This window comes from Thioalkalivibrio thiocyanoxidans ARh2, assembly GCF_000385215.1.
Classification (GTDB): Bacteria; Pseudomonadota; Gammaproteobacteria; order Ectothiorhodospirales; family Ectothiorhodospiraceae; genus Thioalkalivibrio; species Thioalkalivibrio thiocyanoxidans.
The window spans coordinates 1-13,826 of record NZ_ARQK01000056.1; the positions used below are offsets into that span (position 1 = coordinate 1).

11 protein-coding genes and 2 pseudogenes are annotated in these 13,826 nt (G+C 68.7%); 6 read left to right on the plus strand and 7 right to left on the minus strand.

The window, feature by feature from the left end; all coding sequences use genetic code 11:
• From G372_RS13585 to pepN, 4 genes and pseudogenes are all read right to left on the minus strand, one after another.
• A pseudogene (locus G372_RS13585) lies at positions 1–189 on the minus strand (copper oxidase); the annotation flags it as partial.
• On the minus strand, positions 189–1,796 hold the full coding sequence (locus G372_RS0109555; protein ID WP_019624085.1) for a TolC family protein: 1,608 nt from the start codon (positions 1,794–1,796) through the stop codon (positions 189–191). The gene G372_RS0109555 and the pseudogene G372_RS13585, both read right to left, overlap by 1 nt.
• Positions 1,797–1,942: 146 nt before the next feature.
• The gene (locus G372_RS0109560) at positions 1,943–2,395 is read right to left on the minus strand and encodes a hypothetical protein (protein WP_019624084.1); all 453 of its coding nucleotides are present in this window, start codon (positions 2,393–2,395) and stop codon (positions 1,943–1,945) included.
• 269 nt (positions 2,396–2,664) lie between these two features.
• A complete protein-coding gene (gene pepN, locus G372_RS0109565; protein WP_018864668.1) occupies positions 2,665–5,301 on the minus strand; it encodes an aminopeptidase N in 2,637 nt (878 codons plus the stop codon).
• A gap of 371 nt (positions 5,302–5,672) precedes the next feature.
• Here pepN and G372_RS0109570 point away from each other — a divergent pair, with 371 nt between their 5' ends.
• Both G372_RS0109570 and G372_RS0109575 read left to right on the plus strand, forming a co-directional pair.
• Positions 5,673–6,494 carry a TatD family hydrolase gene (locus G372_RS0109570; RefSeq protein WP_019624083.1) on the plus strand — a complete coding sequence of 274 codons (822 nt, stop codon included), beginning with the start codon at positions 5,673–5,675 and terminating at the stop codon, positions 6,492–6,494.
• Complete coding sequence (locus G372_RS0109575) at positions 6,487–7,254, plus strand: SDR family oxidoreductase (RefSeq protein ID WP_019624082.1); 768 nt, start codon at positions 6,487–6,489, stop codon at positions 7,252–7,254. Before G372_RS0109570 ends, G372_RS0109575 begins: the two co-directional genes overlap by 8 nt.
• A 106-nt stretch (positions 7,255–7,360) precedes the next feature.
• Here the strand turns inward: G372_RS0109575 and G372_RS0109580 are convergent, their stop codons facing one another.
• Both G372_RS0109580 and G372_RS0109585 read right to left on the minus strand, forming a co-directional pair.
• Positions 7,361–7,822 carry a UPF0158 family protein gene (locus tag G372_RS0109580; protein ID WP_018864665.1) on the minus strand — a complete coding sequence of 154 codons (462 nt, stop codon included), beginning with the start codon at positions 7,820–7,822 and terminating at the stop codon, positions 7,361–7,363.
• A gap of 260 nt (positions 7,823–8,082) precedes the next feature.
• Positions 8,083–10,707: a PEP/pyruvate-binding domain-containing protein gene (locus G372_RS0109585; protein ID WP_019624081.1), complete on the minus strand. Its 2,625-nt coding sequence runs from the start codon at positions 10,705–10,707 to the stop codon at positions 8,083–8,085.
• Between the two features lie 152 nt (positions 10,708–10,859).
• Here G372_RS0109585 and G372_RS0109590 point away from each other — a divergent pair, with 152 nt between their 5' ends.
• A complete protein-coding gene (locus G372_RS0109590; RefSeq protein ID WP_018864663.1) occupies positions 10,860–11,408 on the plus strand; it encodes a glycine cleavage system transcriptional repressor in 549 nt (182 codons plus the stop codon).
• An 85-nt stretch (positions 11,409–11,493) separates the two neighbouring features.
• Here the strand turns inward: G372_RS0109590 and G372_RS14475 are convergent.
• Positions 11,494–11,795: pseudogene (locus G372_RS14475) on the minus strand (HAD family hydrolase); the annotation flags it as partial.
• Between the two features lie 116 nt (positions 11,796–11,911).
• On the opposite strand from G372_RS14475, the gene G372_RS0109600 reads away from it, so the two are divergent.
• From G372_RS0109600 to G372_RS0109610, 3 genes are all read left to right on the plus strand, one after another.
• Positions 11,912–12,226, plus strand: a complete 315-nt coding sequence (locus G372_RS0109600; RefSeq protein ID WP_018864661.1) for a BolA family protein — start codon at positions 11,912–11,914, stop codon at positions 12,224–12,226.
• 10 nt (positions 12,227–12,236) lie between these two features.
• The gene (locus G372_RS0109605; protein ID WP_019624080.1) at positions 12,237–13,442 is read left to right on the plus strand and encodes an alkaline phosphatase family protein; all 1,206 of its coding nucleotides are present in this window, start codon (positions 12,237–12,239) and stop codon (positions 13,440–13,442) included.
• Between the two features lie 65 nt (positions 13,443–13,507).
• On the plus strand, positions 13,508–13,810 hold the full coding sequence (locus G372_RS0109610) for a hypothetical protein (protein WP_018862566.1): 303 nt from the start codon (positions 13,508–13,510) through the stop codon (positions 13,808–13,810).
• Positions 13,811–13,826: the final 16 nt, after the last annotated feature.

Here is a 13,826-nt window from a genome sequence, read left to right on the forward strand (position 1 = left end):
GTTCATCTCGTACGGCAGGGTCCAGCCGTTCGGCGTGTGCACCGGCATGTAGCCCTGATCGGTGCGCTCGCCGGGCGTGGTTTCGCCCTCGTTGTGGTGCTCGTGACCCGTTTCGGCCATCACCCGGGTCAGGGTGGTTGCCGGCAGCATTGCCGCGCCGGCGGCCAGCAGGAAGTTACGCCGTTTCATCAGTGATGCCCTCCGTGACCGTCGTCGCCGTGGTCACCGTGATCGCCATGGTCATGATCTCCGTGATCTCCGTGATCTCCGTGATCTCCGTGATCTCCGTGATCCCCGTGATCTCCGTGATCCCCGTGATCCCCGTGATCCCCGTGATCCCCGTGATCCCCGTGATCCCCGTGATCCCCGTGGTCCCCGTGGTCACCGTGGTCACCGTGGTCACCGTGGTCACCGTGGTCATGATGGTCGTGATCCATCTCGGACGGGTCATGCTCGAGCGCGTCGGTCTCGAGGTAGCCCTCGTCACCCGGCGCTCCATCCGGCAGCTCGCCGGCCACCGTAAAGGCCAGATCCACGCGTGCCCGCCAGTAGTCACCCAGCGCGGCCACGGCCCGCTGCCAGTCGGCCAGCTCTTCCTGCTTGGTCACCAGCAGGTCGAAGACATCGTCGAACATGAAGTTCACACGTTCCTGCATGCGCTCCAGCTCGATCTCGCGGGCCGGCAGCAGCTCGTAGCGCTTGGCGCTGAATTTGTCCCGGTGATGGGCCAGTCGCACAAAGTGCTGGTGGACATCGGCCGTAACGGCCTGCTCCAGCTGGGCCCGTCGGGCCTCGCCGTCCTCCAGTCGTGCCTCGGCGCGGGCGATGCCGGCCTGATTCTGGTTGAAGATCGGCAGGGTGAACGAAATGCCACCGCCCCACAGGCGGGTGCCGTCCGTCTCGCGCTCAAACTCGATACCGGGCTCGATGTCGCCCAACCAGCGATAGCGCCGCACCAGGGCCACACCCTCGGTGAGCCCCTCCAGGGCATGGTCCACGGCCCGCAGGTCCAGACGCTGCTCCAGGGCCTGTTCGACCAGGCCCTCGCGATCCTCCACGCCGGCCAGCGGCAGCGGCAGCTTGCCGGGGACCTCCCAGTCATCGACCTCGCCGGGCAGCCCCATCAGGTGGGCCAGACGCAGACGTGTCTCGCGTTCGCGCTGACGCGCATCCTCGAGCTTCAGCCGCGCCTCGGCGGCACGGATGCGCAGCTGCGCGCGTTTAAGGTCCGTCATGTTGCCGGCGTCGTAGAAGCGCTCGCCCAGCAGCGACCCGAGATCCGCCGCCCGGGTCTCCAGCGCCTGCACCTGAGCCCGCTGGCGCGCGGCCACTGCGTCATACCAGGCGCGCTCCGTGTCCGAGGCAAGGGCCACCATGCCTTCGGCCAGTTGCAGACGGGTGGACTCCCAGTGGGATTCGGCAATGTCCTGACGCGCACTGCGCATCAGCAGACCGGAAATACCCCAGGCCAGCCCGACCCCGACTTCGTTACCGCCACCGCCCTCGGGGCGCATCACCGACAGCGACAGGGTGGGATTCGAAAACTGGGAGGCCTCGACCACGTCGGCGGCCGTCAGATCCAGTTTGGCGTAGGCCTGCTGCATACGCGGGTTGCGCCACAGGGCCTGATGGATGGCCTCCTCGAGCGTCAGCTCGCCAGAGGGGCGGGGCATCTCCGACTCGGGCAGGTCGATCCCCTGCACCGAGATGTCCTCCGCCAGTTCGGAGCGGTCCAGCTCGGGCGCGGTGACCGCGCAACCGGCGAGGAACAGCACCGAAACGACGGGGAGCAGCAATCGGGTTGCTCGCATCGTGAAAATCTCCTTGATCGGACTTCGATTCCGCATCCCGCGCGAACGCGCGACACGGCCTTGCCGCCCACCAGTACCGGGTGGAACCCGGACGTGCGGACAGCCCCGGCGCTCGGGCCGGTACAGTCAGATCAGGAGAGGATCGGGGGTCGGTATAACGCGGTCGCAGGCGGACCGTTCTGGAAGGAGTACAGGCTCATGGCCTGCGTGACCGGAGTCAGCAGGTGCATGCCGGTGATGGACGGCATGCCCTGGCAGTGGCTGCAGGCCGAGCAACTCGCCAGGCAGGCGGCATCCACGCAATCCACGTGCTGGATCACCCCGCTGGCAGCAGAGGAATCCGAAGTCTCGTGGGTATGGTCGTCGGCATGCCGGGTGTCGGCATGATCGTCATGCGCATGGTGATCATGGTCGTCGCCGTGCGCGTGATCATGTGAGTGGGCATCCGGATGATCGTGGGCCGCGTGATCCGCAGCCTTGTCGCCCTTCGACTGGGCCCCGTGCATCGCATGCCCGGCGTGCCCGTCTTCCACACTCGCAACCGCCGCGAGCGCCGGCAGGCCGGCAATCGCCAGCACCAGCATCCAGCACAGCAGTCGGTGGAAGACCCTTTTCACGTCGGCCAAACCTCGTTTGGGGCCATCTCGGCCCAGCAATCGGCGGTCAACATACCACACCCCACACCCTTGGGCGCCATCCCTGTAGGAGGCCAGCCCTCTGGCCGATGGGGACTTAACCAGCGCCCCATCGGCGAGGGGCTCGTCTCCTGCAAATCCGGGGCTACCCACTGTAGGAGGCCAGCCCCTGGCCGATTGCGACCTGACCAGCACCCATCGGCCAGAGGGCTGGCCTCCTACGCGAGCGCGCGCTCGATCACGTCGCGCAGGTCGCGCGACAATTCGAGTGCGGCGAGGCGCTCGAGTTCCGCACGCATCTGCTCGCCGCGAACGCTGTCCACCTTCTGCCAGCGCGTCAGCGGCTGGGCCAGGCGCGCGGCGGTCTGCGGGTTCATCGGATCCAGCTTCTCGATGAAGGCGCCCATGCGGCGGTAGCCCGCGCCATCTTCCTGGTGGAAATGGCGTTCGTTGCGCGCCATGAACGGCCCCAGCACCGCACGCACCCGGTTCGGGTTGGTCCAGCGGAACCCGGGGTGCCCCAGCAGCGCCTCCAGGCGCTCGAAGCCGCCGGGGACCTGGCTGCCGGCCTGCAGGCCGAAGTACTTGTCCAGCACCAGCGGATCGTCGCGGTAGCGCTGCTCGAAGTCCGTCAGCAGCACCTCGCGTGCCTCGTGATCCAGCTCGTTCACCGCATTCAGCGCACCCATGCGCATGGTCATGCTGCGCGCCTTCTGGCACTGCGCCAGGGCCTCCGGCACCGCGGCCTGGTCGCCGGCGGCCACACGCAGCGCCAGCAGGCGGTTGCGCAACTGGCGCCGGCCCATCGCCTCGGCGGTGAAGGCGCCGTTGTCCACGGCATCCAGCTTCGGCTGGATCTGCTGCATCGCGCCGGCCAGCGGGGCGTAAAGGCGCTTCTCCAGGTCGTCGCGCTCCATGCGCAGGCGCACCGGATCGACGCGCTCGAACAGCTCGGCCAGCTCGCGCGTGGGCGGCAGTTGCAGGATAGTCGCCAGCAGCACCGGCTCGATCGCCGGGTCCTCGATCAGGGCATGCAGGGCGTGCTCGGTGGCGGCCTCCAGCGCGGAGTCGGCGGCGTCGTGCTGGATGCGCGTGCGGATCGCGCGGCGGAACAGGGTCTGCGCGGCCTCCCAGCGGGAGAAGGCGTCATCGTCGTGCGCCAGCAGGTGGGCCAGTTCGTCCACGCCCTGGTTGGCGTTCAGGATCACCGGGGCGGAGAAGCCGCGCAGCCAGGAGATCGCGACCGGCTCGGCGGACAGATTTTCGAAGCAGAAGGTGTGCTCGGCGGCATCCAGCTCGAGCACCCATTCGTCGCGCTCGGCCTCGTCGCCTTCCCGGCGCGCGCGGATGCGCTGGCCGTCGGCATCGAGAAAGGCCATGCGCACCGGGATCACCACCGGCTCCTTGTGCGCCTGCCCCGGGGTCGGCGGGGTCTCCTGCGCGAGTGTGATACGGGCCGGTCCGCCGGGGCCGTCGAACGCGGTGCTTGCGGTCACGTGCGGCGTGCCGGCCTGGGTGTACCAGCGCTTGAAGCGGGAGAGATCGCGCCCGCTGGCCTCGGCCATCACCGCGACAAAGTCGTCTGTCGTCACTGCCTGGCCGTCGAAGCGCTGGAAGTAGAGATCCAGCCCCCGGCGGAAGGTCTCGCGCCCGATCAGGGTACGCAGCATGCGGATCAGCTCCGCGCCCTTCTCGTACACCGTCAGGGTGTAGAAGTTGTTGATCTCGGCGTAGTGGTCCGGGCGCACGGGGTGCGCCAGCGGCCCGGCGTCCTCGGGGAACTGATGGGCGCGCAGCAGCGAGACATCGTCGATGCGCTTGACCCCGAACAGGGTGCAGTCGGTGGTGAACTCCTGGTCGCGGAAGACCGTGAGCCCCTCCTTCAGCGACAGCTGGAACCAGTCGCGGCAGGTCACGCGGTTACCGGACCAGTTGTGGAAGTACTCGTGGGCGATCACCGACTCGATGGCGACAAAGTCGCTGTCGGTGGCGGTGTCGGGGCTGGCGAGCACGTACTTGGCGTTGAACAGGTTCAGCCCCTTGTTCTCCATCGCCCCCATGTTGAAGTCGTCCACCGCGACGATCATGTACACGTCCAGATCGTATTCGCGGCCGAAGGCCTCCTCGTCATAGCGCATCGCCCGCTTCAGCGAGGCCAGCGCGTGATCGCAGCGATCGGCGTTGTGCGCCTCCACATAAAGCTCCAGCGCCACCTCGCGCCCGGACATGGTGGTGAAGGTGTCGCGCTGGCAGGCCAGATCCCCGGCGACCAGCGCGAACAGGTACGACGGCTTGGGAAACGGGTCCTCCCACACCGCGTAGTGGCGCCCGCCGTCCAGCTCGCCGGCCTCCACGCGGTTGCCGTTGGCCAGCAGCACCGGGTACTGCGCCCGGTCCGCCTCCAGGCGCACGCGGTAGGTGGTCAGCACATCCGGGCGGTCGGGGAAGAAGGTGATGCGGCGAAAGCCCTCCGGCTCGCACTGCGTGCACAGATTGCCGCTGGAGGCGTACAGGCCTTCCAGCGCGGTGTTCTGCTCCGGGTGACAGCGGCTGACGATCTCCAGCCGCGCACGCTCCGGCAGGCCGTGCAGCAGCAGGCCCTCGGCATCCTGCTCCAGCAGGTCCTCGCCCGGCTCCGCGCCATCCACGGTCAGTGACACCAGCTCGACGCCATCGCCGTAGAGCCGCAGCGCCCCGTTCGGCTCCACCGCCTGCGGGTTGCGCCGCACCGCCATGCGCGTGGTCACCTCGGTGGTCGCCGCGGCCAGATCAAAGTCCAGCTCCAGGTCCTCCACCACAAACGCCGGCGGCTGGTAATCGCTCAGATAAACCGCCTGGGGACTCGCATCACGCATTCCAAACTCCAGTCATCAATCGCTTTCCACACGTATCACGCCCGGCAAGCACGAACGCTAAACCCCGACAAAGGCAACGTCATTGCGAGGCGCCGAAGGCGCCGCGGCAACCTCCATCCGCCACTCCCCACGTTTCTCGGTTCCACCACCGGGGCTTCCTCACAGAGATCGCCACGTCGCTGCGCTCCTCGCGATGACACCGTTCCTTACCCCCGTCATTGCGAGGAGCCGAAGGCGACGAAGCAACCTCCATCCGCCACCCCGAGGCGCGACCGAGCCCACCCGAACAGATTGCCACGGCCCCATTGGCGCCTCGCAATGACGGCGCCGGGGATCTGGCGCTGCGCGTCCAATCCGTTAGCATACCGCGCATGGAATGGATCGATATCTGCTTCAACCTCACCCACGAATCCTTCAACAAGGAACGCGACGAGGTCCTCGAGCGCGCCCGCGAGGCCGGCGTCTCCTGGATGCTGATCACCGGCGCCGACGCCCACCAGAGCGAGAAGTGCCTGGAGATCGCCGACCAGTACCCGGACTGCTGCCGCGCCACCCTGGGCGTGCATCCGCACCTGGCCAAACAGTGGACCGACGCGATCGCCGCGCGGTTCAGTGACCTCGCCCGCGCGGACGAAAACGTGGTCGCCATGGGCGAGATGGGGCTGGACTACAACCGTGACCACTCGCCGCGCCTGCAGCAGCGCATCGCCTTCGAGGCCCAGCTGGAGCTGGCCGCCGATCTCGGGCTGCCGGTGTTCCTGCACGAACGCGATGCCCACCACGACTTCGCCCAGATCCTGCGCCGCTGGCGCGACAAGCTGCCGGCCGCCGTGGTGCACTGCTTTACCGGCGAGGCCGACGCCCTGGCCGAATACCTCGACCTCGACTGCCACATCGGCATCACCGGCTGGGTCTGCGACGAGCGCCGCGGCACCCACCTGCACCCGCTGGTGCCGCGCATCCCGCGCGGCCGCCTGATGATCGAGACCGACGCCCCCTACCTCCTGCCGCGCACCCTGCCCAAGGGCACCGGCAAGAAGCTCGGTAACGGCCGCCGCAACGAACCCGCCTTCCTCCCCCACATCGGCGAATACGTGGCCCGGTTGCGCGACGAGGCCCCGGAAGACCTCGCCGCCCACACCACCGCCACCGCCCGCGCCTTCTACAACCTGCCCGAGACGGCCAGTGCCTGAGACCCCGGACAGTGGGCCGCAACGGATCGCGCTGGTCACCGGCGCCGCGCGCGGGATCGGCCTCGGCATCGCCGAGCGCCTGATGCAGGATGGCTGGCAGGTGGTGCTGGCCGATGTCGACGGCCGCGAATGCGAACAGTCCGCCGCGAGCCTGGGGCCCGCCGCCCGGGCCATCGCGCTGGATGTCCGCGACGAGGAACAGGTCCGCGAGGCCATTCGGCGCACGGAGGAATGGTACGGCGGCCTCGATGCCCTGGTGAACAACGCCGGCATCAGCGACCCGCACTCCGGGCCACTGGAAGAACTGGAGCTGGCCGACTGGCAGCGCTGGCTGGATACCAACCTGACCGGCGTCTTCCTGCTCGGCAAGTACGCCCTGCCCCTGCTGCGCCGCCGCCGGGGCGCCATCGTGAACATCAGCTCCACCCGCGCCCTGCAGTCGGAGCCGGACACCGAGGCCTACGCCGCCAGCAAGGGCGGGCTGGACGCCTTCACCCACGCGCTGGCCATCAGCGCCGGCCCGGAGGTCCGCGTCAACGCCATCCGCCCCGGCTGGATCGACACCCGCAGCCCCGACCAGCAACAGGCCGAACCGCTGTCCGCACAGGACCACGCCCAGCACCCGGTCGGCCGCGTCGGCCAGCCCGGCGACATCGCCGCCCTCACCGCCTTTCTGCTCGGCCCCGACGCCGGCTTCGTCACCGGCCAGATATGGACCGCCGACGGCGGTATGACCCGCCGCATGATCTACGCCGACTGACCGCACGGCAGTCACCACGCCTTGTTCGCACGCCTGAATTCAACAGATCACTGCAACGCCTCAGTTCGGTTGGGGTGGTCCACAGCAGCCGTAGAACGGGTGGCTGTCACGCTTCGACAAAGGGGATACCCTCCGCCTCGAAAAAATCGGCGAGGAACGCCTTCAGCGCCTTGTCGCGACAGGCATACCAGTCCTGCTCGATCCCCCTGTCATGGATCAGGTCCTTGAACCGGCGGAACGCACCGCGACCTCGGATGGCCTCCAGCAGTTTGGCGCGGACTGCCGGATCCTCCTGCAGGCGGCAGAACTGATCCATCACCCCGTACTCGTCAAAGTCGAACTGGTCCGGAAGCCGCACATAGTCATCCGAGGCGTGTACGGCCCGCACCGTCTGCAGCACCTCCTGCTGCCAGTCCGGAAGATCCAGTGGTTCACACTCGGCCAGGGCCTCGTCTTCGTCGCTGAAGCCCACCACCTCACCGGTCGCCCGGTGGACATAGGTCTGCCAGCCATCCGTGAGCGGATCCATCTGCTCCACGACGTCCGTCAACACCACCGGAAGCGGCATCGCGCCCTCCCCTGCACAGCTGTTCACATCGTCTTCACGCGCCGGGCAACGCGGGGCAAACGGCGCTACCCCAAAGCATATTCCAATGCCCGAACATCGGCATTCAAGCGCCCCCGGCATTGACCGCGCTGCGTCCGCATCAATGCAACAGGGCGTACGCCCCGCCACGTCGAGGTCGATAGCGCCCGACAGCGGGAAGGCATCCCCTCTGAAGCAGCCTTCGCCCCGGATGAGCGTTACCGCGCCAAGCGCGGCGGATTTCAGCCGTTGGCGGTCTGACAGGCGAGCAGGCGCTGTTGCACCACGTCGGCGACCACCCGCAGGGCGGCGTCGCGGGTGTCATGGACCTGCACGGTTGCGAGTACCGCGGGGTCCACGGGGTCCCCGATGTCGACCTCGGGCGTGTGCGCGGGGCACCCGTCGAGCCAGGCGGGGTGGTACTCGCAGCCCGGTTCGGCGGGGAACAGCGCAGCATAGGCGATCCGCGCCTCCACCAGGTCCTGGAAGAAGTGGCTGCCGAACGAGAGGTCGGGGACGATACCGGCGTCGGGGTCGGCCACCTCCACCAGCATGCGCACGCGGTCGATGTCGGCGAAGCGCACGGGGACGCCCAGCTCGGGGGTGCTGGTGCCCCAGCGGCCGGGGCCGATCAGGAGCGTGGTGCAGTCACCCGCGGTGGCGTACTGGCGGTTGAGGGCACCCACCAGGCGGGCCACGGCGTATTTCTGCGGGCGGGACAGCACCGCATAGCGGGCACCGTCCACGCGGATGACGCGATCGATGACGAGATCCATGTTGCCGCCCATGAAGCGGCCGGCACTGGCGAAGAACAACTGCCCGGGGTCGATCGGGTCCGGCAGTTCCACCGGGCGATCGCTGCCCAGCGTGGCGAGCGGGCGGCACTGCACCAGGTTCACGCCGGCGGCGCCGTCGGCGTCCAGGTGCACGGTGAACTCGACATCCACCGGATGGGCGTAGGCGGCCTCCAGGGTCTTGAGCAGGTCGCGCATCAGCGGGGCGAAATCGGTGCGCTGCAGTAGCGGGGTAAAGGTCACCCGCCACAGGCGCTCCTCGCGCCCCTGCTCGCGGGCGCGGCGGCCGGCCTCGCGGTCGATCTCGCCGAGCAGGTTCAGCGGCAGGCCCGGAGCGGCCTCGGCCAGCGCCTGGATGGGCACGGCGGCCTCGCGGTTGGCCTCGATGTCGAGCACATCGGCGGCGTGCTGGGAGTAGCGATACGCCTCGTCCCGGCTGTGAAATGGCCGTCGTTCGGGCCGGTCCAGCGCCACCACGCAGGCATGGTCGCGCGCGACCCGGTCCACCGCGCGGGTGCCCAGCCCCAGCACCAGGCGCAGCATCCCGGCCGCCGGATCCAGCGCGCCGTCCCAGACGAAGGTGTTCCAGGAGACCCCGACGCCGGCGGCGTCCGGCAGATAGTAGCGCCCGTGGTAGCGGCCGTTGACCCGCTGCAGCAGCAGCGCCATGGGTTCTTCCTGATCCATCAGCCCACGCTGCTGGCGGTAGCTCAGCGCATCGTCGCTCATCGTCGATGCATAGACCTGGCGGATGGCGTCTTCCAGCTGGGCCAGGCGCTCGCCGGGGCTGCCCTGGTTCACGCAGAACACGCTCTCGTACTTGCCGGCAAAGGCATTGCCGAACCCGTCTTCCAGCAGGCTGCTGGAACGTACCAGGATCGGGTACTGGCCATAGTGATCGAGCACGCGTTCCAGCTCGCGGCGCACCTCCGGCGGGATCTCGCCGTGCAGCATGTCGCGGCGCAGGCTGCGCGCCTCGTCGAAGTAACCCTCCGCGGTGCGCTGGCGCATCAGCCGCGGCCACCAGCCGTTGTGTACCAGATAGGCGTAGTACACGTCCGCGCCGATGAAGTGCGAGTCGTGCGGCTCCAGTGAGCGCCCCCAGCGCTGCGGGTCCTGAGCGAGCAGGATTTGCCGCGCCAGCAGCATGCCCGCGGCCTTGCCGCCGATGTAGCCGCTGCCGACCATGCGGCTGCGGATCGCCAGCAGTTCTTCCAGCCCGAGATGGCGCCGCGCCAGTTCCAGCATGCGCTCGTCACGACCGATCAGCACCCGCAGGATGTCGTCCTGCACCCGGGCGCGGTCGGCCGCCGGCGCCTCCTGCGCCAGCGCGTCGGAGGCCGCGAGGAACAGGCGGTCCCAGTAGTCCAGCAGCTGCCGGCCGTGCGACTGCCCGGGGCGCTGTTCCTCCAGCAGGGCCTGCAGCCGCGTGGCCTCGCTGCTGTCCACCACCGGCTCGAACCGCGTGCCGTGCTGGCGGTGCGGCAGGAACATGGTCGGCGAGCTGCGCTGCCACACCTTCACCGGCTGTACGTGCACCGCCTCGCCGGCGCGGCGCACGTCGATCAGCACCTGCGTTGTCTCGCGGATGCGCGACAGCGTGGTGTGCGAATGGCTGTGCGGATGCAGCGCGAACCAGGCCACCGTGTCCATCTCGTACAGATACGGGCAGATGGCGCGGAAGAAGTTGCCCACCATGTGATCGGTGGCCCAGGCATCCAGCAGCTCGGACAGGCAATCGCACAGATAGAACGCGCCGCGACCGTGCTCGGTGATCAGACGGTAGACGTGGCGGGTGAACGGCTCGAACCCGCGCAGCGCGTCGATGTCCACCACCTCGATCCCCGGGCCGGCCTCCACCAGCGGCGGATGGGCGCCGAAGCGCAGATAGATGATCGAGCGACGCTGGGTGCGGGCCGCGGCCACGAACGGCCGGACAAAGCGTCGGTAGTCCTCGATGTCGTCGACCCGCCAGACCACGTTGTCGCCGATCCGCAGCCCGTCGAGCACCCGGTCCAGGCCGTCCAGCCCGGTGGAGACGGTCTCCTGCTGAGGTTGCGGATCGGTGGCCATCAAGCGCCCGTCCAGTCTGGGCGCCCCACAGTACCCCCTGCCCCACAGGCGCTCAACGCTCGGCACACCCGGACGCCCCCGTGAATGCAACTAATGGGCATCACTTGACTTACCATGGACTGTCCTGCCCCAGCGGCAACAGGAGATTTACCATGAAGACATCTTTGATTCTGACGCTCATCGGCCCGGACCGTCCGGGGATGGTCAGCGCGGTGGCGGCCCGGGCGCGTGCGGCGGGCGGCAACTGGCTGGAGAGTCGCATGGCACAACTGGCCGGACAGTTTGCCGGCGTGGTGCTACTGGAAGTCGACACGGATGCAGCCGACGAGCTGGAGGCGGCGCTGCGCGAGCTGGAAGAAAAGGACGGGTTGAAGGTGCACGTCCAGCGGGGCAGCGAGCTGCCGGCGACCGCACGGCACTCGGTGTTGCTCGACCTGATCGGACACGACCGACCGGGGATCGTGCAGGATATTACCGCCGTGCTCTCGCGCCACGGCGTGAGCGTCGAGACACTGGAGACCGCCTGCGAACCGGGCTCAATGACCGGCGAGCCGATGTTCCGCGCGAAGGCCCGCCTGGGGGTCCCCGAAGGCCTGGACCTGGATAACCTGCAGGACGACCTGGAGGCCCTGGCCAATGAGCTGATGGTCGACCTCGAACTCCGCGACCCGCTGCAGGAACCACCCGAGGCGGCGGCCTGACCCGGACGGCAACCCACGATTAGTCTCGACGTGCCGCCCGGATGACCGCCTCGGGATCGTTTCCCACCACTTTGCGCAGTACGCGGGCCGGGCCGGCATCGGCGAAGGCCGGGAGCTGTCGATAGCGCCGCAACAGCTCCGCCTCCTGCCCCGGTGGGAGCGCGATACCCAGCGCCTCGCAGCAGTACCGCAACGCCTGCTCGGTGCAGGTATCGAAATCCGCGTGCGCCCCCTCAGCCCGCGCCGGAAGGTGTACTCCAGCTGCTTCTCGCGCCAGGCACGCGCCAGCACCGTCGCTCGCTCGCCCATCCACCCCTTGAGCGTCGCCGCAATCCCCTGCGTGTCAATCAGCGTCCCGTACACATCAAACGCCAGCGTCTGCCGCATACACCCTCCCACTCGCGTTGACCCTGCTGCATCCCGCCCGGCGGATGGCGGATCTGGACATCGCCGCTGCTCGGCGAAACACTGCACGCGTTGAATCCAATTGTCAGGAAATGCCCATGAGCATGCAGGAGACCATTACCCGGAAGCTGGAGGAGCGCTTTGCGCCCGAGCATCTGGAGGTGGTGAACGAGAGCCACATGCACAACGTGCCGCCCGGTTCGGAGTCGCATTTCAAGGTGACGGTGGTGTCCGAGGCCTTTCGTGACCAGAAGCTGATCGCGCGACACCGGCTGGTAAACCAGGCCCTCGCCGACGAGCTGGCCGGTGGCATCCACGCCCTGGCGCTGCACACGCTGGACCCGGACCAGTGGTTCGAGCGTGCCGGCAAGGTCGCCGACTCCCCGCCCTGCATGGGGGGCGACAAGGACTGAAATCTTGCCCATGAGGGACACCCCTGCGGCCGAATCGGCCGTCGACCACATCCTGCGCGCCCGGCTGGAAGCACCCGGGCTGATGGACCTGCTCGGCCAGATCGAGGCCAGCCTGAGCCCGGCGGCCAGCCACCCGCCGCTGCCGGGCGTATCCGAGCACCTGGGGCCGGACCGCCACATCGTGCTGTGGCTGATCGACGGCTTCGCCACCCGCTATCGCCGCCATACGCCGCTGCTGGGCGCAGACTACGTAACCGACCTCGAGACCGTGTTCCCCAGCACCACGGCGACCGCGATCAGCAGCATCCTGACCGGGCGCACACCCGCGCAGCACGGCCTGCTCGGCTGGCACACCCGCCTGCCGTCCGCCGAGTGCACGCTGACGGTGCTGATGGGCCAGGAGCGCGACGCCGAGGACCGTCCGGCCACGCTCGGTTACCGCGAGCTGACCGGTCGCGTACAGCCGGACCGCCTGGTCGACCGGCTCGGCTGCCACACGACCATGATCGGCCCGGACTGGATCGGCGGCACACCATACAACCGCATGATGAACGGCTCCGCCGCGTTCATCGGCTTCGAGGACCTGTCCGAGCTGCCGGCGCGGGTGGCCGCGCATGTGAACGCGACGCCCGGGCCGCATTTCACCTACGTGTACTGGTCGGAGCTGGACCACCTGGGCCACGCCTATGGCCCGGAGAGCCCGGAGGTGGAGCGCCACCTGAAGCAGCTGGACCTGGCCTACACCGCGACCTGCGCGCAGATCCAGCGCCCGGAGGGCATCTTCCTGACCACCGCCGACCACGGCATGCGCAGCATGGAACGCCGGCTGGACCTGCGCGAGCACCCGGCGGTGCACGCCTGCCTGCGCCACCGCCTGACCGGCGAGCCCCGTGCGGCCATCGCTCATGTGCGGGAGGGGCGGGATGCGGAGTTTCGCCGTGCGCTGCACGCCGCGTTCGGCACGGACGTGGCGGCAGTCCCGGCCGCCGACTGGCTGGGGCCCGGCACGCTGGGCCTGCCCCCGGGGCATCACCGTGAGCACCCCGAGCTCCGGGCACGCGCCGGCGACTACCTGCTGCTGCCCGCGGAGGACGCCTACCTGGTGGACCCGCCGGCCGACGACGAGGGACCGTTCTTCCGCGGTGCCCACGGCGGCCTGTCGCCGGAGGAACGGCATATTCCGCTGTTTCTTCGGAATATCGGCCAGTCGCGGTAAACTGTCGGGTTCTGTGCCGGCCAAACGGGCTGGCGCTGGCTGAAACAAGACTGTCCCGAGATCCCATGAACGACACCGCCGACCAGACCTACAACAACGCCGCCCAGCACCTGATCGAGCTGGCAAACCGGCTCGCCGATGACGGGCAGGCCGCAGAGACCGGCGACGTCGCCGACGGCCTGCTGGCCGGTGCCGTGCACTTCTGGCTGTACAGCCGCCAGCCCTGTGGCGATCCGTTGTGCGAAGACTGTGCGCCGTTCGCGGACGCCGAGAGCCGTCTGGCCATGCTGCACGAGTTGATCGACGAGCTGGCGCGCGACAGCGACTACTTCCACGCCACCACCGACACCACCGTCGGCCACGCCTGACCCGCTACGCCCGAGC

Excerpts from the sequence above, each read along its gene's own strand:
- G372_RS0109605 (WP_019624080.1), top strand. The coding sequence starts at position 12,237 with ATGAGGGACACCCCTGCGGCCGAATCGGCCGTCGACCACATCCTGCGC.
- G372_RS0109590 (WP_018864663.1), top strand. The coding sequence starts at position 10,860 with ATGAAGACATCTTTGATTCTGACGCTCATCGGCCCGGACCGTCCGGGG.
- G372_RS0109610 (WP_018862566.1), top strand. The coding sequence starts at position 13,508 with ATGAACGACACCGCCGACCAGACCTACAACAACGCCGCCCAGCACCTG.
- G372_RS0109560 (WP_019624084.1), bottom strand. The coding sequence starts at position 2,395 with ATGCTGGTGCTGGCGATTGCCGGCCTGCCGGCGCTCGCGGCGGTTGCG.
- G372_RS0109580 (WP_018864665.1), bottom strand. The coding sequence starts at position 7,822 with ATGCCGCTTCCGGTGGTGTTGACGGACGTCGTGGAGCAGATGGATCCG.
- pepN (WP_018864668.1), bottom strand. The coding sequence starts at position 5,301 with ATGCGTGATGCGAGTCCCCAGGCGGTTTATCTGAGCGATTACCAGCCG.
- G372_RS0109570 (WP_019624083.1), top strand. The coding sequence starts at position 5,673 with ATGGAATGGATCGATATCTGCTTCAACCTCACCCACGAATCCTTCAAC.
- G372_RS0109600 (WP_018864661.1), top strand. The coding sequence starts at position 11,912 with ATGAGCATGCAGGAGACCATTACCCGGAAGCTGGAGGAGCGCTTTGCG.
- G372_RS0109585 (WP_019624081.1), bottom strand. The coding sequence starts at position 10,707 with ATGGCCACCGATCCGCAACCTCAGCAGGAGACCGTCTCCACCGGGCTG.